The sequence below is a fragment of the Pseudomonas sp. TE3786 genome, from assembly GCF_054057335.1.
In genome coordinates this window covers 23505-42286 of the sequence record NZ_JBSRZF010000003.1, presented here as the reverse complement: position 1 = coordinate 42286, position 18782 = coordinate 23505, and the positions used below count along the sequence as shown (strand labels likewise).

The 18782-nt window shown below is 60.4% G+C and carries 18 protein-coding genes; 9 read left to right on the top strand and 9 right to left on the bottom strand.

Translation table 11 applies throughout. The annotated features are described in order from the left end of the window. Positions 1-29 precede the first annotated feature (29 nt). Together ACVW0Y_RS04605 and ACVW0Y_RS04600 are read right to left on the bottom strand one after the other, a co-directional pair. Positions 30-509 (bottom strand): type II toxin-antitoxin system MqsA family antitoxin, encoded by a 480-nt coding sequence (locus ACVW0Y_RS04605; protein ID WP_457436392.1) that lies wholly within the window; start codon positions 507-509, stop codon positions 30-32. After that, on the bottom strand, positions 506-817 hold the full coding sequence (locus tag ACVW0Y_RS04600) for a type II toxin-antitoxin system MqsR family toxin (protein WP_457436390.1): 312 nt from the start codon (positions 815-817) through the stop codon (positions 506-508). The genes ACVW0Y_RS04605 and ACVW0Y_RS04600 overlap by 4 nt, the downstream gene beginning before the upstream one ends. A gap of 286 nt (positions 818-1103) precedes the next feature. Between ACVW0Y_RS04600 and dusA the strand changes: the two genes are divergently transcribed. After that, entirely contained in the window at positions 1104-2117 is a 1014-nt protein-coding gene (gene dusA, locus ACVW0Y_RS04595; RefSeq protein ID WP_457436388.1) for a tRNA dihydrouridine(20/20a) synthase DusA, read from the top strand. Positions 2118-2176: 59 nt separating this feature from the next. Here dusA and ACVW0Y_RS04590 read toward each other — a convergent pair whose 3' ends face one another. Continuing rightward, entirely contained in the window at positions 2177-3199 is a 1023-nt protein-coding gene (locus ACVW0Y_RS04590; protein ID WP_457436387.1) for a zinc-dependent alcohol dehydrogenase family protein, read from the bottom strand. Positions 3200-3387: 188 nt separating this feature from the next. On the opposite strand from ACVW0Y_RS04590, the gene ACVW0Y_RS04585 reads away from it, so the two are divergent. The 5 genes from ACVW0Y_RS04585 to tal all read left to right on the top strand — a co-directional run bounded on the left by ACVW0Y_RS04585 (position 3388) and on the right by tal (position 11529). Beyond that, positions 3388-4311 carry a LysR family transcriptional regulator gene (locus ACVW0Y_RS04585; RefSeq protein ID WP_457436385.1) on the top strand — a complete coding sequence of 308 codons (924 nt, stop codon included), beginning with the start codon at positions 3388-3390 and terminating at the stop codon, positions 4309-4311. Between the two features lie 230 nt (positions 4312-4541). Then, complete coding sequence (mexE, locus tag ACVW0Y_RS04580) at positions 4542-5789, top strand: multidrug efflux RND transporter periplasmic adaptor subunit MexE (RefSeq protein ID WP_457436384.1); 1248 nt, start codon at positions 4542-4544, stop codon at positions 5787-5789. A 24-nt stretch (positions 5790-5813) separates the two neighbouring features. Further along, complete coding sequence (locus tag ACVW0Y_RS04575) at positions 5814-8993, top strand: efflux RND transporter permease subunit (protein WP_457436383.1); 3180 nt, start codon at positions 5814-5816, stop codon at positions 8991-8993. Then, on the top strand, positions 8990-10396 hold the full coding sequence (locus ACVW0Y_RS04570; RefSeq protein WP_457436382.1) for an efflux transporter outer membrane subunit: 1407 nt from the start codon (positions 8990-8992) through the stop codon (positions 10394-10396). The genes ACVW0Y_RS04575 and ACVW0Y_RS04570 overlap by 4 nt, the downstream gene beginning before the upstream one ends. 206 nt (positions 10397-10602) lie before the next feature. Beyond that, on the top strand, positions 10603-11529 hold the full coding sequence (gene tal, locus ACVW0Y_RS04565) for a transaldolase (RefSeq protein WP_457436381.1): 927 nt from the start codon (positions 10603-10605) through the stop codon (positions 11527-11529). 63 nt (positions 11530-11592) lie between these two features. On the opposite strand, the gene rssC is transcribed toward tal, so the two are convergent. Beyond that, positions 11593-12075, bottom strand: coding sequence for an anti-sigma factor antagonist RssC (gene rssC / locus ACVW0Y_RS04560; protein WP_457436379.1), 483 nt, complete (start codon positions 12073-12075; stop codon positions 11593-11595). Positions 12076-12121: 46 nt separating this feature from the next. Beyond that, the gene (gene rssB / locus ACVW0Y_RS04555) at positions 12122-13306 is read right to left on the bottom strand and encodes a two-component system response regulator RssB (protein ID WP_457436378.1); all 1185 of its coding nucleotides are present in this window, start codon (positions 13304-13306) and stop codon (positions 12122-12124) included. 218 nt (positions 13307-13524) lie between these two features. Here rssB and ACVW0Y_RS04550 point away from each other — a divergent pair, with 218 nt between their 5' ends. Further along, positions 13525-13824, top strand: coding sequence for a PilZ domain-containing protein (locus tag ACVW0Y_RS04550; protein WP_457436377.1), 300 nt, complete (start codon positions 13525-13527; stop codon positions 13822-13824). Positions 13825-13961: 137 nt separating this feature from the next. On the opposite strand, the gene ACVW0Y_RS04545 is transcribed toward ACVW0Y_RS04550, so the two are convergent. Next, complete coding sequence (locus tag ACVW0Y_RS04545; protein ID WP_457436376.1) at positions 13962-14663, bottom strand: MlaA family lipoprotein; 702 nt, start codon at positions 14661-14663, stop codon at positions 13962-13964. Positions 14664-14891: 228 nt separating this feature from the next. On the opposite strand from ACVW0Y_RS04545, the gene ACVW0Y_RS04540 reads away from it, so the two are divergent. Further along, positions 14892-15629 carry an HAD family phosphatase gene (locus ACVW0Y_RS04540; RefSeq protein ID WP_457436375.1) on the top strand — a complete coding sequence of 246 codons (738 nt, stop codon included), beginning with the start codon at positions 14892-14894 and terminating at the stop codon, positions 15627-15629. Positions 15630-15753: 124 nt separating this feature from the next. Then, entirely contained in the window at positions 15754-16017 is a 264-nt protein-coding gene (locus ACVW0Y_RS04535; protein ID WP_457436374.1) for a DUF4404 family protein, read from the top strand. Between the two features lie 136 nt (positions 16018-16153). Here the strand turns inward: ACVW0Y_RS04535 and queF are convergent, their stop codons facing one another. The 3 genes from queF to ACVW0Y_RS04520 all read right to left on the bottom strand — a co-directional run bounded on the left by queF (position 16154) and on the right by ACVW0Y_RS04520 (position 18779). Beyond that, on the bottom strand, positions 16154-16984 hold the full coding sequence (gene queF, locus ACVW0Y_RS04530) for an NADPH-dependent 7-cyano-7-deazaguanine reductase QueF (protein ID WP_457436372.1): 831 nt from the start codon (positions 16982-16984) through the stop codon (positions 16154-16156). A 71-nt stretch (positions 16985-17055) separates the two neighbouring features. Next, positions 17056-17835 (bottom strand): ABC transporter permease, encoded by a 780-nt coding sequence (locus ACVW0Y_RS04525; RefSeq protein WP_457436770.1) that lies wholly within the window; start codon positions 17833-17835, stop codon positions 17056-17058. Between the two features lie 11 nt (positions 17836-17846). Next, positions 17847-18779, bottom strand: a complete 933-nt coding sequence (locus ACVW0Y_RS04520; RefSeq protein WP_457436370.1) for an ATP-binding cassette domain-containing protein — start codon at positions 18777-18779, stop codon at positions 17847-17849. Between the last annotated feature and the right edge of the window lie 3 nt (positions 18780-18782).

Genomic DNA, 18782 nt, shown 5'->3' with positions numbered 1-18782 from the left:
AAAAGGCACCTACCGAGGCACCTTTTGGCCTAGCCCATAAGCCGGGCTTTTTCCTTTTCGGCGACCAGATGGGTGATCGCCACATTGCCGCCATCACTGAAAATCTCCTCGATCTGCGCCAACAACTCGGGATGACGGTCCAGCAGCGTCATCAGCACAACCAACGGCTGCGGCGGCTCCACTTCCGCGCGTTCATAGCGGGAAAACGCGTTATGACCGCCGCCAGCAATCGCCATCATCTGCCGCTGCGTGCGGTGCAACTTCTTGCGGATTCGCTTCATTTCCTCGGCCACGGCTTGCTTGGCATCTTCAAGAAGCTGATCGCCCGCCTTCGCGTACCGATGGGCGCTTTCCGCGTCGAATTCAACTTCACCGCACGCGGCGCACTCCCAACCAGAAAGCCCGGGCACATCGCGGCTCAGTAACTGGTAGGTGACGGCGAAGGTACGATTTTCGAAGTGGGTCATGCCTTGGGCTGCGCCGCAGCTAACACAAACGTGCTTGTTCATTGCGTCCTCCTCTTGAAGGAAATTACGGGTGGCCCTTGCAGCCGGTAGGTCACCTTCACATACAGCACGACGCCATCAGGCAGCGTGGGAAAGTACACGTCGTGCCAGATGGTGTGGTCTGCGTGCGTCGTCATCGATTTATAAAAGTCACTACGGCGGAGCGCGCCAATCACATCCAGCATCGCGGCACTGCTCAGCCCCATGGCTCGGCCACCGTCCAATGCTGTTTTAGTGAAGGCTGCAACACCCAGCCTGGAAACGTCGGCCTGAATCGTTACGAGGCTGTAATGCGGTTTGCTTTTTTCCATAGCGATTTACTTCTCCTTAAAATTACCCTCAGGGGGTAATTTTATCAACCGTATTCCTTGTAGGACTTGGCAAGTCGCCGGAACAAACCTGCTCAGCAGGCAGGCCGGTCTGTTTGCGGTCGAGCGCAGAGCGTTTCCTGATAAACTTCCCGCCCACCACGCCCCTGCCAGATCTGCGCGATGGCGTTAACTTCGCCGCCAGCGCTGCCAACCATTTTTCGAGTGTCTACTTGTATCGAAAAAATGACTGCAAACGGGCCAATCAGCCAAAACCAGACCCTTCTACATGCCTCTCGAAATCGCTCTTACACCAGCCAGTACCAGCCCTGAACCCTCCCGCCGCTTCAGCGTGGCGCCGATGATGGATTGGACTGACCACCACTGCCGGTTCTTCCTGCGCCTGCTCTCGAAAAACGCCCTGCTCTATACCGAAATGGTCACCACCGGCGCGTTGCTACGTGGCGATAACCCGCAACGGTTCCTTCAGCATGATGTCGCCGAATACCCGTTGGCGTTGCAGTTGGGCGGCAGCGTGCCGGCTGAGTTGGCGGCGTGTGCGCGGATGGCGCAGGAAGCGGGTTATCAGGAGGTGAATCTGAATGTGGGCTGCCCCAGTGACCGAGTGCAGAACAATATGATCGGCGCTTGCCTGATGGGCCACCCGGCCCTGGTGGCCGATTGCGTGAAGGCGATGCGCGATGCGGTGTCGATTCCGGTGACGGTGAAGCACCGGATCGGCATCGATGGCCGCGACAGTTACGCCGAGCTGGCGGATTTTGTTGGGCAGGTGAAGGAAGCCGGTTGCCGCAGTTTTACCGTGCATGCGCGTATTGCGATTCTGGCGGGGTTGTCGCCGAAGGAGAACCGCGAGATTCCGCCGCTGCGTTATGACGTAGCCGCGCAATTGAAGGCGGATTTTCCAGAGTTGGAGATTGTGCTGAATGGCGGCATCAAGACGCTGGAGGAGTGCCAGGCGCACTTGCAGACGTTTGATGGGGTGATGCTGGGGCGCGAGGCGTATCACAACCCGTATCTGCTGGCGCAGGTGGATCAGCAGTTGTTTGGCAGTGAGGCCCCGGTGATCACCCGCCTTGAGGCGTTGCAGGCGTTGCGGCCTTATATCGCCAAGCACGTGGCCAGTGGCGGTGTGATGCACCACGTGACGCGGCATGTGTTGGGGTTGGGGACGGGGTTTTCCGGGGCGCGGAAGTTTCGCCAGATGTTGTCGGTGGACATTCACAAGGCGGCGGACCCGCTGGCGTTGCTCGACCAGGCGGGTGAGTTGTTGCGGGGGAAATAGCCTTCTCGGTTTGACATCGGCGGCGGATACCCGCGAACGGGTATTCGCCCTACCAAGGGTCAGTCGTTTACTTCGATCACTACACGTCCCTGTTTCGGGCATTTTTCCATGTAGCGGTGGGCTTCGACGAAGTCGTTGAAGGCGAATACCTTCTCTACTCGCGGTTGCAGCACCCGGTCGCGGGCCAGTTGGTTGAGCGCGGTCAGGGCATTGGCCACGGCTTCCTGGTCTGGCGGAATGTCCAGTTCGGGCTTGCCGGTAAAGTTACCGATGCAGTGCACGAAGAACTGGATGTTCTTTTGGAACGCGGCGCAGGCCGGGAATGGGGTCTGGTTGCCGCCTTGCAGGCCGTACAACACCAGGCGACCACGCGGGGCAATCACGTCACCCAGCAAGCACATCTGCGGACCACCCAGGCCATCGAGCACCACATCCACACCGCGGTTGTCGGTGTATTTGTTGATGGCGGCGACCAGGTCCTGCTCTTCAGTGACGATCACTTTGTCGGCACCCAGGGCCAGCAACGACTCGCGGTCTTCCGGGTCCTTGGTGGCGGCGATGATGCGCAGGTCCAGAGCTTTACCCAGTTGCACGAACGCCGGGCCGGAACAATGCGCAGCGTCGGTAATCAGCACGGTCTGGCCGGCTTTGGCCTTGGCCAGTTCCACGTAGGCAAAATAGGCGATCAGCAGCGGGGTGTAGAAGCCGCTGGCTTCGACCGGGCTGAGCACGTCGTCGGGGTAACGGGTCAACGAGGCGCGTGGCAGTACCAGTTCGTCGCCGTAGCCGGGGTATTGGTTGGCGCTGTGGCCGGGGAAGCTGGCGACTTTGTCGCCGACTTGCAGATCGTCCACGCCAGCGCCGACGGCGATAACCACGCCGGCCACTTCCTGACCGATACCGGCCGGCAAACGGGCCGGGCTGGGGGCCAGGTTCTGGCGCCAGAGCACGTCGTGCCAGCTTACGCTGATGGCTTCAACCCGCAGCAATACCTCTCCAGCCGCCGGTTGTGCGGTGGGTTGTTCTTCCAGCTTCAAGACCTCAGCTGGGCCGAACTGATGGAATCGGATTACACGGGACATCGCTCACCTCGCATGTGGACTCCCAATGGCCACGGACTTTATCGGGGCTTTACCAGCAAAACCACCCGCATCTATCAATAGTCGACATAAATGCCAATGATGGCACCGCTTGACGCCAGCCTCGCCGCCCGTCAGCCTTTCGCTCCAGGGAACAGCTCCAGAGCACTTCTGGTACAGGGTAGCGCTGAATGAATCGTAACGACCTCCGCCGCGTCGATCTCAATTTGCTGATCGTGTTCGAGACACTGATGCACGAACGCAGCGTGACCCGTGCGGCGGAAAAGCTGTTTCTCGGCCAGCCCGCCATCAGTGCGGCGCTGTCGCGGCTGCGCAGTTTATTCGACGATCCGCTGTTTGTGCGAACCGGTCGTAGCATGGAGCCTACGGCGCGGGCCTCGGAGATCTTCGGTTTGCTCTCACCAGCACTGGATTCGATCTCCACCGCGGTCAGCCGCGCTTCGGAATTCGACCCGGCGACCAGCAATGCGGTCTTTCGTATAGGCCTCTCGGACGACGTTGAGTTCGGACTTCTTCCCGCCCTGCTCCGCCGCGTTCGTGCTGAAGCACCGGGCGTGGTGATCGTGGTGCGCCGCGCCAACTACCTGTTGATGCCCAATCTGCTGGCTTCCGGCGAGATCTCGGTTGGCGTGAGTTATACCGACGAGCTCCCCGCCAACGCCAAGCGCAAGACGCTGCGCAAAAGCAAACCACAGTTGCTGCGGGCCGATTCGGCACCGGGCAAGCTGACCCTCGATGAATACTGCGCGCGGCCCCACGCGCTGGTGTCCTTTGCTGGCGACCTCAATGGCTTTATCGATGAGGAGCTGGAAAAGGTCGGCCGTAAACGCAAAGTGGTGCTGGCGGTGCCGCAGTTCAATGGGCTGGGGACGCTGCTGTCGGGCACGGATTTGCTCACCATCGTGCCGGACTATACGGCGGCGGCGCTGACTGCCACTGGCGGCGTGCGGGCCGAAGACGTGCCGGAAGGCATACCCGAGCGCACCTTCGAGCTGTCCATGGCCTGGCGGGGCGCGCAGGACAATGACCCGGCCGAGCGCTGGTTGCGCTCGCGGATCACCATGTTTGTGTCTGATCCGGATAGCTTGCTCTGATAGGGTCTTGTAGGAGCGGCTTCAGCCGCGATGCCCTTGATCTTGCCGTTTGCAGGGATCGCGGCTGAAGCCGCTCCTACGAGATCAACAGCATGGCTCGTACTATTACCGTCAGATGAACCATTCATCATTAATATTGATATCCAAGTTCGGCTTGTTCGATTCGTCTGACGTCTCATTGCGCCATCACACTCCGCCCATCCTAAAAAACCTATGGCGGAGTCCTACCGATGCACCAGTCCCTTCTAGCCTTACGTTACCCCTTGGCCGCCCTCGCCCTGGTGGTTATCAGCGCGTGCGGTAAAGCCCCGGAAGCCACGGCCCAGCTGCCTGTCGCCAAGGTCAGCGTTGCCGAGGTACTGCAACAGCCGATCAATGAGTGGGATGAATTCACCGGTCGCCTGGAAGCGCCGGAAGCCGTGGATATCCGCCCGCGTGTTTCCGGCTATATCGACAAGGTGGTCTTCACCGAAGGCTCGCTGGTGAAGAAAGGCGACCTGCTGTTCCAGATCGACCCGCGCCCCTTCGAAGCCGAAGTGCGCAGCCTGGAAGCCCAGCTGCAGCAAGTCCGCGCCAATCTCAGCCGAACTGAAAACGAAGCCCAGCGTGGTGAGCGTCTGCGTGCCAGCAACGCCATCTCGGCGGAGTTGGCCGATGCCCGTGCCAGCGCCGCGCAAGAAGCTCGCGCCGGCGTGGCGAATATCCAGGCGCAGCTGGAAAACGCCCGCCTCAACCTGAGCTTTACCCGCATCACCGCGCCGATTGATGGCCGTGTCAGCCGTGCGGAAATCACCGCCGGCAACCTGGTGAACGCCGGGCAAACCCTGCTGACCAGCGTGGTCTCCACCGACCGCGTGTACGCCTACTTCGATGTCGATGAGCGCGTTCTGCTCAAGTACAACGAGCTCGCCCGCCATGGTCAGCGCAGCCAGAACAGCCCGGTGTATCTGGGCCTCACCGGCGAAGACGGCCACCCGCACCTGGGCCAGATGAACTTTGTCGATAACCAGGTAAACCCGAAGACCGGCACCATCCGTGGTCGCGCGGTATTCGACAACAGCGACGGGCGCTTCACCCCTGGCCTGTATGCCCGCCTGAAGCTGGTCGGCAGCGCCACGTACAACGCCACCCTGATCAACGACGAAGCCGTGGGCACGGACCTGGGCAAGAAGTTTGTCCTGGTGGTGGATGCCGAGCACAAGGCCGCCTACCGCGCCGTCGAGCTGGGGCCGAAGCTGGAAGGCTTGCGCATCGTGCGCAACGGTCTGGCCAAGGGTGACCAGATCGTGGTGAAAGGCCTGCAACGTACTCGCCCGGGCTCGCCGGTTGAACCGCAAGTGGTACCGATGGCCAGCGACGCCACCATCGCCGCCCTGGCGCAACAACGCCAGGCGCTGGAAGACAACAACGCGGCGCAAGCCAAGAACGACAAAGTCGTGCAGCAGAAGCTCGCCAGCGCTGCTCCGGCGCGCGGCTAAGCCCTTGGCTCAAGGATTATTGCGATGAATTTTTCCCAGTTCTTCATTCAACGGCCGATCTTCGCCGCAGTGTTATCGCTGCTGATCCTGATCGCCGGTGCCATCTCGCTGTTCCAGCTGCCGATCAGCGAATACCCGGAAGTGGTGCCGCCTACCGTGGTGGTACGCGCCAACTTCCCCGGTGCCAACCCGAAAGTCATCGGTGAAACCGTCGCCGCTCCGCTGGAGCAGGCGATTACTGGCGTCGAGAACATGCTGTATATGTCCTCGCAGTCGACCGCCGACGGCAAGATCACCCTGACCATCACCTTCGCCCTGGGTACCGACCTGGACAATGCCCAGGTGCAGGTGCAGAACCGGGTAACCCGGACCCAGCCCAAGCTGCCGGAAGAAGTCACGCGCATTGGTATTACGGTCGACAAGGCATCGCCGGACCTGACCATGGTGGTGCACTTGACCTCGCCGGATAAGCGCTACGACATGCTCTACCTGTCCAACTACGCCTTGCTCAATATCAAGGACGAGTTGGCCCGCTTGGGCGGCGTCGGTGATGTGCAGCTGTTCGGCATGGGCGACTACTCCCTGCGGGTGTGGCTGGACCCGAACAAAACCGCTTCGCGCAACCTGACCGCTACCGATGTGGTAACCGCCATTCGCGAGCAGAACCGTCAGGTAGCGGCCGGCCAACTGGGTGCGCCACCCTCGCCTAGCAGCACCAGTTTCCAGCTCTCGGTTAACACCCAGGGCCGTCTGGTGAGTGAGGAAGAGTTCGAGAACATCATTATTCGCTCCGGCGAAAACGGTGAAATCACCCGTCTGAAAGACATCGCGCGGGTTGAGCTGGGTTCCAGCCAGTACGCCTTGCGTTCGCTGCTGAACAACGATCCGGCAGTGGCCATTCCGATCTTTCAGCGCCCTGGCTCCAACGCCATCGAAATCTCCAACGAAGTGCGTTCGAAGATGGAAGAGCTGAAGCAAGGCTTCCCGGAAGGCATGGACTACAGCATCGTTTATGACCCGACCATCTTCGTGCGCGGCTCCATCGAGGCGGTGGTACACACCCTGTTCGAAGCCCTGATTCTGGTGGTGCTGGTAGTAATCCTGTTCCTGCAGACCTGGCGCGCCTCGATCATTCCGTTGGTGGCGGTGCCGGTTTCGCTGATCGGTACCTTTGCCGTGATGCATCTGTTTGGCTTCTCGCTTAACGCGCTTTCGCTATTCGGCCTGGTATTGGCCATCGGTATCGTGGTGGACGACGCCATCGTGGTGGTGGAGAACGTTGAGCGAAATATCGGTCTGGGCCTGGCACCTGTCGAGGCTACAAAGCGCGCCATGCGTGAAGTGACCGGGCCGATCATCGCTACAGCGTTGGTGCTCTGTGCGGTGTTTATTCCGGCGGCCTTTATTTCCGGCCTTACCGGGCAGTTCTACAAACAGTTCGCCCTGACCATCGCCATTTCCACCGTGATTTCGGCCTTTAACTCGCTGACCCTGTCGCCAGCCTTGGCCGCGGTGTTGCTGAAGGATCACCATGCGCCGAAAGACCGCTTTACCAAGGTGCTGGATAAGCTGTTGGGCGGCTGGTTGTTCGGGCCTTTCAACCGCTTCTTCGAGAAGGCCAGCGGTGGCTATGTCGGCACCGTGGCGCGGGTAATCCGTAGCAGCGGTATCGCGCTGGTGGTGTATGGCGGCCTGATGGCGTTGACCTACGCCGGCTTCGCCAGCACGCCAACCGGCTTCGTACCGGCGCAGGACAAGCAGTATCTGGTGGCCTTCGCGCAATTGCCGGATGCCGCGAGCCTGGACCGCACTGAGGCGGTGATCAAACAGATGTCGGAACTGGCGATGAAACAGCCAGGCGTGGCCAATGCCATCGCCTTCCCCGGGCTGTCGATCAACGGTTTCACCAACAGCCCGAACAGCGGCATCGTGTTCGTCGCCCTGAAGGACTTCGACCAGCGCAAAGACCCAAGCCAATCGGCCGGGGCCATTGCCGGAGCCTTGAACGCCCAGTACGCCGGGATTCAGGAAGCCTATATGGCGATTTTCCCGCCACCACCGGTACAGGGTCTGGGCACCATCGGCGGCTTCCGTCTGCAGATCGAAGACCGTGGCGGCCTGGGTTACGAAGAGCTGTACAACGAAACCATGAACATCATCGCCAAGAGCCAGAAGGTGCCGGAGCTGGCTGGGTTGTTTACCAGCTACCAGGTGAACGTGCCTCAGGTGGACGCGGCAATTGACCGGGAAAAAGCCAAGACCCATGGCGTGGCCATCAGCGACATCTTCGACACCCTGCAGGTATATCTGGGCTCGCTGTATGCCAACGACTTCAACCGTTTCGGCCGTACCTATCAGGTGAATGTGCAAGCCGAGCAGCAGTTCCGTATGGAAGCCGAGCAGATCGGTCAGCTGAAAGTGCGCAACAACCTGGGCGAGATGATCCCCCTGGCGACCTTCCTCAAGGTCAGCGACACCTCCGGGCCGGATCGGGTGATGCACTACAACGGCTTTATCACGGCGGAAATCAACGGTGGCGCAGCGCCTGGCTACAGCTCCGGGCAAGCGGAAAAAGCCATGGAGAAACTGCTCAAAGACGAACTGCCCAACGGCATGACCTACGAGTGGACGGACCTGACCTATCAGCAAATCCTCTCCGGCAATACCGCGCTGTTCGTGTTCCCGCTCTGCGTACTGCTGGCCTTCCTGGTATTGGCCGCGCAGTACGAAAGCTGGAGCCTGCCGCTGGCGGTGATCCTGATCGTACCGATGACCCTGCTGTCGGCGATTACCGGGGTGATCATGTCCGGTGGCGACAACAACATCTTTACCCAGATCGGTTTGATCGTACTGGTGGGCCTGGCCTGTAAGAACGCGATTCTGATCGTCGAGTTTGCCAAGGATAAACAGCTGGAAGGCATGACCCCGCTGGCTGCGGTACTGGAAGCCTGCCGTCTGCGTCTGCGGCCGATCCTGATGACCTCGTTCGCCTTTGTGATGGGTGTGGTGCCCCTGGTGTTCTCCAGCGGCGCCGGTGCGGAAATGCGTCATGCCATGGGTGTGGCGGTGTTCTCCGGGATGCTCGGGGTGACCTTCTTCGGCCTGCTGTTGACCCCGGTGTTCTATGTGTTGATCCGCAACTTCGTGGAACGCCGCGAAGCCCGCAAAGCACCCAAAGCGCCTGCACTGGAGGCACACGCATGAGCTTGAAAGCCTTCACCCCCGCCCTCCTTGCACTGGCGCTTAGCGCCTGTGCCGTGGGCCCGGACTATAAAGCGCCGGAAACCGAGCCAGCCAAGCTGGCCGCCGCCCAGGGCAACTACGACCGCAGCAAATTCGAAGTGACCTGGTGGCAACAGTTTGATGACCCGACCCTGAACCAACTGGTCAGCCAGTCGTTGCTGGAAAACCGCGAGTTGCGTGTGGCCTTCGCCCGCCTGAAAGCAGCTCGCGCCATTCGGGATGACGTTGCCAACGACCGCTTCCCGGTGGTCAGCAGCCGCGCCAGCAGTGAAAACGGCAAGGCCCAGCAACCCGGCATCACCGACGACCGCGTCCGCAATGAGCGCTATGACCTGGGCCTGGATATGGCCTGGGAGGTCGACTTGTTCGGCCGCATCCAGCGCCAACTGGAAGCCAGCGACGCCGAGCAGGATGTCGCCGAAGCCGAGCTGTATCAGCTGCAAGTCAGCCTGATTGCCGAGCTGGTGGATGCTTATGGCGAGCTGCGCGGTGCGCAACTGCGCGAGAACATTGCGCGCAGCAACCTGAAAAACCAGCAGGAGTCGCGTGACCTTACCGACACCATGCGTGAAGCGGGCGTTGGCAGCGAGCTGGACGTGCTACGTGCCGATGCGCGCTTGGCGGCCACCGAGGCCACCCTGCCGCAGCTGCAAGCCCAGGAAGCCCGTTCGCGTAACCGTATCGCCACCTTGCTTGGGCAGCGGCCGGAGCAGTTGACCGTGGACTTGAGCCCACGGCCGATTCCGGCGATTGCCAAGGCGCTGCCTATTGGTGATCCGGCTGAATTGTTGCGTCGCCGTCCCGATGTGCGCATTGCCGAGCGGCAACTGGCAGCGGCGACTGCCGATGTTGGCGTGGCCACGGCGGACCTGTTCCCGCGGGTGAACGTTGCCGGTTTCCTCGGTTTTACCTCGGCACGCGGTTCGCAGTTGGGTTCCTCGGCCGCTCGCGCCTGGGGCGTAGCGCCAACGATCAGCTGGGCGGCGTTTGACCTGGGCAGCGTACGGGCCCGTTTGCGCGGCGCCGAAGCCGATGCCGATGGCGCCCTGGCCAACTACGAGCAGCAAGTGCTGGTGGCCCTGGAAGAGTCGGAAAACGCATTCAGCGATTACGGCAAACGCCAGGAGCGCCTGGTCTCGTTGCTGCGTCAGAGCGAAGCCAGCCGCGCGGCGGCCGAACAGGCATCGATTCGCTACCGCGAAGGCACCTCGGACTTCCTCGTGCTGCTCGACGCTGAACGTGAGCGTCTGGCCGCCGAAGACGCCCAGGCGCTGGCAGAAGTCGAGGTCTATCACGGCATCGTGGCGATCTATAAAGCCCTGGGCGGCGGTTGGCAGGCACCCGCTGCAGTCGCTACCCGCTAAACCCCGCATCACCCCCGCAGCCCCGTTATGGGCGTCTGGTTTGCCAGGCGTCTATACCGGGGCTGTTGGTTTTTTGTCGGCAAACTGGCGCGCAGGGGCGGTAACGTCAAAAACACCGCTGAATGTCACGTTCCAGCCGTTGAGCGGGGCTGGCGGCTCGGGTAAGGTCTAGGCACTCGTTGCATTCGTTACCACAAGGCCGCGCCATGACCTCCAAGCTTGAACAACTCAGCCAGTTCACCACCGTGGTTGCTGACACGGGCGATATCGATGCCATCGCCCGCCTGAAACCTGTCGACGCCACCACCAACCCTTCCCTGCTACTCAAAGCCGCAGCCATGCCTGGCTACGCCGAGCTGCTCAATCAGGCCGTGGCCGATTGCAATGGCGACCTGGGCCTGGCCAGCGACCGTTTTGGCGTGGCGGTGGGCCAGGGCATTCTCAAGGTGATTCCGGGGCGTATTTCCACCGAAGTGGATGCTCGACTGTCCTTTGATACCGACGCCACATTGGCGCGCGCTTATCGCCTGGTGGAGCTGTACGAAAAGTCCGGCGTGGGTCGCGAGCGCATCCTGATCAAAATCGCCTCGACCTGGGAAGGCATTCGCGCCGCTGAACGACTGGAGCGTGCCGGTATCCAGACCAACCTGACCCTGCTGTTCTCCTTTGCCCAGGCGGCCGCCTGCGCCGATGCCGGGATCTTCCTCATCTCGCCATTCGTGGGTCGTATCTATGACTGGTACAAAAAGGCCGAAGGCCGCGATTTCGTTGGGGCCGAAGACCCGGGCGTAAAATCGGTGACGCGCATCTACAACTACTACAAGGCCAATGGCTACGACACCGTAGTGATGGGCGCGAGCTTCCGCAACCTCAGCCAGATCGAGCAACTGGCCGGCTGTGATCGCCTGACCATCAGCCCGGAACTGCTGCAACAGTTGGCGGATGACAACGGTTCGCTGGAACGCGTCTTGCGCGCCGGCAACCCCGGCGAAACCAAGCAAGTGCCGAGCGAAAGCAGCTTCCGCTGGGCCATGAACGAAGACGCAATGGCCACCGAGAAGCTGGCCGAAGGCATTCGCCAGTTCGCCCGTGACCAGGAAAAACTCGAAGCACTGCTCGCCGCCAAACGCTGAGCAAACAAAAACGCGCGAGGGCCATCGGCTCTCGCGCGTTTTTTTATGCTGCGGAATAGGGTTTTAACCGCGTTCCAGCGCACTCACCAGGTCGTGAAACTCTTCCCGATTGGATTCGTTCAGGCCCATCAGAATGCGGTGCGCTTCCAGCACCTTGGCTTTCACCACTTCTTCCGACTGGTCCTGTGACGGCAGATCCGCCAGGCTGCCTGGGCAAGCCAACGGCTGGTCAACGATATTGAACACCTGATCAAAGCCCATGGATTGCAGCAGACGGGTGATGTCCGCATGGGTGGTGACCACTGTGGGCAACAGGCCGATCTTCTGCCGCGACAGAATCGACAGCTTGGCCAGCAGGCCGAGGGTAGTGCTGTCGATGCTGCGGGTTTCCGTCAGGTCAATGACGATGGACGAGAAGTTCAGCGCGGTGAAAATCTTCTCGATGGTGGTGTCCAACGCCGAACAAAGCGTCAGGCGCACTTCACCCACAAACTTGAGAACGAATGTTCCGTCCTGCTCAGCAAACTGAATTCTACCGGTACTCATGCAACGGTGCCCTTCATACGGCTCATATGGCGCGCGGTCATACAGATCATGCAAGGTTCCTGCTTAACACCAGCAAGGCGATATCATCTGGCATCTCCGAGAGATTGGCCAGTCCAAGCACCTGGCGCAAGCCATCCAGGCTGCCACCCGCCGTGCACACCAACTGTGGTAGCAACGCTTCCTTTTCTTTGAGTGTGTCGCTCGGCAAAAGGTCCAAAATGCCGTCGGAAAGCAAAGTCAGGCTGAAGGATTCGGGCAAATCGATCACGTGATCGTTGTAAGTCGCCTCATCAAACAAGCCCACTGGCAGGCCACGGCCTTCCAGGTAATGCGCCTTGCCTTCGCTGTACATGATCGGCAGCGGCAAATGCCCACCGATGCTGTACGTAAGCTTGCCACTCTGCTCGTCAATCACGCCGCCCAACATGGTGACGTGCTTGCCGAGTTTGCAATTGATCAGGCCGCGATTGATGTGCCCGAGCACATCGGACGGCTTGAATTCGGGGAGCTGACCGCCACGGCGCGACTCATACAGCAGCCGGGTGGTCATGAATTTCAGCAATACCGTGATAAACGCCGAGGATGCGCCGTGGCCGGAAACGTCGGCCAGGTAGAAGGCGATGCGGTGGTCGTCCAGACGGAAGTAATCAACGAAGTCGCCCGACAGGTACAGCGACGGGATGATCTGGTGGGCGAACTGCAGGCCGTCAACGCTCCAGGGCGTCACCGGTAGCATGTTCATCTGCACCTGGCGACCGGCGTTCTGGTCTTCCTGCAGCAGATTCAGGCTGGCCTGTAGCTCGCGGTTGGCGACTTCCAGTTTTTCCCGATAACGCTGGTTTTCCAGGCGCAGATTGGCACGATCCAGGGCGCGATGCACCGAGTGCTCGAGCACGGCAAGGTCTTCAAGGGGTTTGATCAGGTAGTCGGCGGCGCCCAGGCGCAAGGCCTCGACCGCATCGCTCATCACGCCTGCTCCGGACACGACGATAACCGGCGTATCCACCTCAAGCGCGTTGATCCGGCGGATCAGTTCTAAGCCATCGACTTGCGGCATGCGCAGGTCGCAGATCACCAAGTCAGGTTTTTCCTGCTCGAATATCTGCAGACCCTGCAAGCCGTTGCTAGCTTGCAGAACGCTGAAGCCACTGTCTTCCAAGTAGGCAGCCAAGCTGGCGCGCACTACTTCGTCGTCATCAATAATCAGCAGCGAGGCACTGGAATTGTGCATGGGGTACCAGGCAAACGGCGCCAGGGGTGGTTGGCGTGTACGTCAGGCCGATCAGCCGGGACGCGTGTACTAGGGAGATCATGTCAAGGCGCAGACGGTACTCCCATCCGTGCGGCGATTCAAGCTTGCGCCGATCATCGTCTGATGCCTTTACAGCTGAAAGAGGCCAAGGTTATAAGGGCCACCGGAGAGTCCATAAAAACCAGAGGAGCGGGTCAATGAGCCAAAGTGATCATGCCTACACCGAAAAACGCGACTACATCCGTATGCGCCTGGAAGCACCCGTTACCCTTCAATACGCCGGCCGCGACATTGCGGCCCTCTGCCTCGATCTGTCCAGCACCGGCATGCAGCTGGAAGCTGAGAGCGATGTAAAGGTGGGCGACAAGGTTCGCGTCCACATCGCATCCGAACACAACGAACTACGCGGTCTCGACGCCGAAGCCGAAGTTATCCGTGCCAGCGCACTGGATGGCGGCAAACAATCCCTGGGGTTGGCGATTCTGTCGATGAAGTAATTCCGCAGCGAATAAAAAAGGCGACCTTGAAGGTCGCCTTTTTTATAGATCAAAACATCGCCTCGTAGGAGCGGTTTCAGCCGCGATGCTCTTTTCTAAGCCATCGCGGCTAAAGCCGCTCCTACAAGAGCAGCGCGTTAAAAATCATCTTCGACTTGGCCGTCTTTGACTTTGAATTCGCGCATCTGCAGGTAGGCGTTGCGGATAAAGCTGTACTTGTCGCCGCTAATGAATTTCTCGGCCGACAACAGGCTGGCACGGGTGTCGATCAGGTCCAGGCCTCGGGCAACGTTGCGCGCCGGTACGTCATCGATATACGGGTAGGGTTCCAGAAAGCTGTCCGGGATCTTGCCGGAGGCGTCACGCACGGTGCTTGGGCCCAGTAACGGCAGAACCAGGTACGGGCCACTGTTCAAGCCCCAGGCACCGAGGGTCTGGCCGAAGTCTTCATCACTGCGCTGCAGGCCCATCCGGGTGCCCACATCGAAGAAACCAAGCAGGCCGAAGGTGGTGTTGAACAGTACGCGGCTGGTATCGACGCCAGCGGCTTCGACCTTACCCTGCAGCAGGTTGTTGGCCAGGTTGCCGACGTCACCGACGTTATTGAAGATGTTGTGGATGCCGTCTTCGAGGAACTGCGGAGTCACCGCCTGGTAGCCCTGGGCCAGAGGTTTGAGGGCGTAGGTGTCGAGGGTGTCGTTGAAGGTGAAGATCGGGCGATTGAAGCCTTCCCAGGGGTCACTTTCCGCTGCCAGGGTTAGCTGGGACAGCAACGCCAAACCGGCGCAAAGGCAAAGTTGGCCAAACCGCGTGGCCCAATTGCTGGCAAACACATCCATTGCAAGGCTCCAAACACAAATAAGGGATCGCGACAAGCGCGCTTTGCCAGCATAGGCGCTGGCGCAAAAGGCGCACAGTATAAGGGCTGCATTCGGGGTTGGGCAGCTGATACAACCGAGAAAAAACTGCGCTGGCGCGAGGATTTCTCGGTAATTGTCATAAAGTATTCATCGTCGCGTCATCGGCAGTGACTAGTTTGCCTAGAACCCCCGATCCGGATGCGCGTCATGCCAGCACTCGCTTCATCTTCCGCCGACTTCACCGCTGTTCTCTTTGGCCTATCCGGTTGTTTGGTCGATTTTGGTGCCCGCACCCTACCCGTCACGTTGCAACGTCTTTATCCGCAGGCGGCCAATCAGGTTTGTCCGCAACTGTCGCCCCATGCCGCGCTGAGCGTAGCCCTGGGCCGCGAACCCCACAGCAGCGACCTCTCGACCTTGCAACAAGCCCTGCAGGACTGCGCCAATGAGCATGCCCAGGCCACCCCCGGTGCCCTGCATGTGCTGCAAACCTTGCAGCAACAAGGAGTGCCCTGCGCCTGGCTGGATGAATTGCCGGCCAATGCCAGCACGCAACTGGCCAGCGCCCTGCCCGCCTGGCTGCGCGGCACCGACAACAGCGCCGCCCGCCCCTGGCCGGCACCGGATGCCTGCTGGCAGTCGCTGTCGGCGCTGGAGGTGGACAACCTCGAAGGCTGCGTGCTGATCAGCGGCGAACCGCGTCTGTTGCAGGCGGGTTTGAACGCTGGGTTGTGGACGGTCGGTCTGGCTGCCTGCGGGCCGTTATGCGGCCAGGCACCGGCCGACTGGCAGGCCTTGCCCGCCGCCGAACGCGACCATCTGCGCGCCCAGGCCACACTAAGCCTGTATCGCCTGGGGGTGCACTCGGTAGTCGATCAACTGGCCGACCTCGGTCCCAGCCTGGCCGACCTTGCCCAGCGCCGGCACAAAGGGGAAAAACCCTAACAGTGTTACATCTTGGTCTGCCCTGGATCAGGCAAAGCGCCGGGCCTTGGATTACCCTCAAGACTAGAACCTTTGGCTCGGGCCCAAGGTCAATGCTGTTGCCAATCACAGAGGGAGAAACACCATGCCTGCCCGCGAACTGCAGCACCAACTGGACTTACTGCGCGAGCAACTGCAAAGCCAGCCCCCGGTTTCCGCCGAGCAACGCGAAGAACTCGTCGCCCTGGCGCAACAGATCGAACTGCAACTGGAACGGGAAGCCAGCGCCCCGGACACCAATCTGGTGGATGGCGTAAACCTTGCCGTCGAACGCTTTGAAGTGGAACACCCGACCATTGCCGGCACCTTGCGCAACATTGTGCAGAGCCTGGTGAGTATGGGGATCTAAACCTCCCGCCCATTAAAAAGCCCCGCATCTGCGGGGCTTTTTACTTGTTTAACAGCATCGCGGCTGAAGCCGCTCCTAGGAATAGCGGGATCCTGTGGGAGCGGCCGGTACGGCGCTCCGGTCAGCGGCGACTGCTCTACTGACGAACCAACCGCCGATTGTCCGGCTGGATCGCCGCCAAACTGCGGTACGGATTGATATCCAACCCACCGCGGCGCACATAGCGCGCATACACGGTCAGACTCTCCGGCTTCAGCAACCGTTGCAGGTCGAGAAAGATCCGCTCCACACACTGCTCATGGAAATCCGCGTGCTGGCGGAAGCTCACCAGATAGGCCAACAGGCTGGCGGCATCCAGGGCCGGGCCTGTGTAGCTGACCACCACCGTGCCCCAATCCGGCTGACCGGTGACCGGGCAGTTGGATTTCAGCAGGTGGCTGTGCAGGCTTTCTTCCACAACGCGGCTGCTGTCGCAACGCAGCAGTTCCGGCTGCGGCTGCGCGTAGTTGCTGATGACCACATCCAGCTCGTCGATGCACTGGCCAGGCAAAGCGCTGACGCCCTCGGTTTCCACCTCGCTGAGGCTGCGCACGCGCACAGCTACCGGCTTGCCGGCCGCTGCGCTGAGGTCTTTTTCCAGCACCGCCTGCAACTCGACCGCCGTGGCGAACACGCTCTGGTTCAGCGAGTTGAGGTACAGCTTGAAGGACTTGGATTCAATGATATTCGGCGAGTCGGCCGGGATAGCGAATTCGCCAATTGCCACCACCGGTTTGCCCGAAGGCAGCAGCCAGGACAGCTCGAAGCAATTCCAGAAATCCACGCCCTGGTAGGGCAAGGTCTCGGCCGTCAGGCCCAGCTCGGCCCATTTCGGCGCGCGGGGAATCGGGTACAGCAAGGACGGCGTATAGGTGGCGATGTACTCGCTGGCCTTGCCCAGGGGGGAATGTTCGACAGCGGAATGCATGGCGGCGACCTGAATGAAAAAACGCGGCAAGTGTATACAACTTGCCGCGTTTTTTTAACCGACAGCCAGCCTTACTGGCGCATCCCGCGACCGCTGACCAGCAAGCGCACACAGGCGATATACAGCACGGTGGTGGCGGCGAGCATAAAGGCAATGGCAATGCTGATACGGATATCCGACACACCGAGAATGCCATAGCGGAAGGCGTTGACCATATGCAGCACCGGGTTGGCCAGCGACACGGTCTGCCAGAATGGCGGCAGCAGGTTGATCGAGTAGAACACTCCGCCAAGGTAGGTCAGCGGCGTCAGCACGAAGGTCGGAATGATCGAGATGTCATCGAAGTTGCGTGCGTATACGGCATTGATAAAGCCGCACAGCGAGAAAATCGTCGCCGTCAGTAGCACCACCAGCACGGTGACACCGAGGTGATGCACCTGCAGCTTGGTAAAGAACAACGACAGCAAGGTGACGATAAAACCCACCGCCAAGCCGCGCAGTACCCCACCCACTACATAGCCGATCAGAATGGTGTGCGGCGACACCGGCGCCACCATCAGCTCTTCCACCGAGCGCTGAAACTTGCTGCCGAAGAAGCTCGACACCACGTTGCCGTAGGCATTGGTGATCACCGACATCATGATCAGACCGGGCACGATGTACTGCATATAGGTGAAGCCACCCATATCGCCGATCTGCCGGCCGATCAGGTTGCCGAAGATCACAAAGTACAGAACCATGGTGATGGCTGGCGGCAGCAGGGTTTGCGGCCAGATCCGCATAAAACGGCGCACTTCACGGTAAACGATGGTGTTCAGGGCAACCCAGTTGGCCTGCAGCTCGCTGTTCAGATACTCGGGCTTCATACCGCCACCTTCGCCAGGTTCTTCTCCACCAGGGACACGAACAGCTCCTCCAGGCGATTGGTTTTATTGCGCATGCTCAGCACCTGAATGTTCTGCTCGGCCAGTTGGCGGAACAGCTCGCTGATGCCCAGGCTTTTTTCCACTTGTACCGACAGCGTGTGGTCGTCGACCAATTGGGCCGGGTAACCCGGCAGGTTCGGCAGCAAGGTCAGCGAATCTTTCAGGTCGAGCAGGAAGGTTTCCACATGCAGCTTCTGCAGCAGCTTGCGCATGCTGGTGTTCTCGACGATCCGCCCGTGGTCGATGATGCCGATATTGCGGCACAGCTGTTCGGCCTCTTCCAGGTAGTGGGTGGTGAGAATAATGCTGATGCCCTGCTGATTGAGCTCGGTGAGAAAGGTCCACATCGAGCGGCGCAGTTCGATGTCCACACCGGCCGTGGGCTCGTCGAGAATCAGCAGACGCGGTTGGTGAATCAGCGCGCGGGCGATCATCAGGCGGCGCTTCATGCCACCGGACAATTCGCGGGAGGCCGAGTTGCGCTTGTCCCAGAGGCCCAACTGGGTCAGGTACTGCTCGGCGCGCTCTTTGGCTATGCGCAGCGGAATGCCGTAGTAGCCCGCCTGGGTGGTGACAATATCGAAGACTTTTTCGAACTGGTTGAAGTTGAATTCCTGCGGCACCACGCCCAGGCAGCGCTTGAGCTGCGAGGGTTCGCGGTCGAGGTCATGGCCGAACACGTTGACCGTGCCGCTGGATTTGGTCACCAGGGTCGACAGAATGCCGATGGTGGTGGATTTACCGGCACCGTTGGGGCCGAGCAAGGCGAAGAAATCACCCTCGGCTACATCCAGATCGATGCCGTGCAATGCTTGAAAACCGTTGCCGTACGTCTTGGTCAGGCCACGGATAGACAGGGCAGAACTCATAGG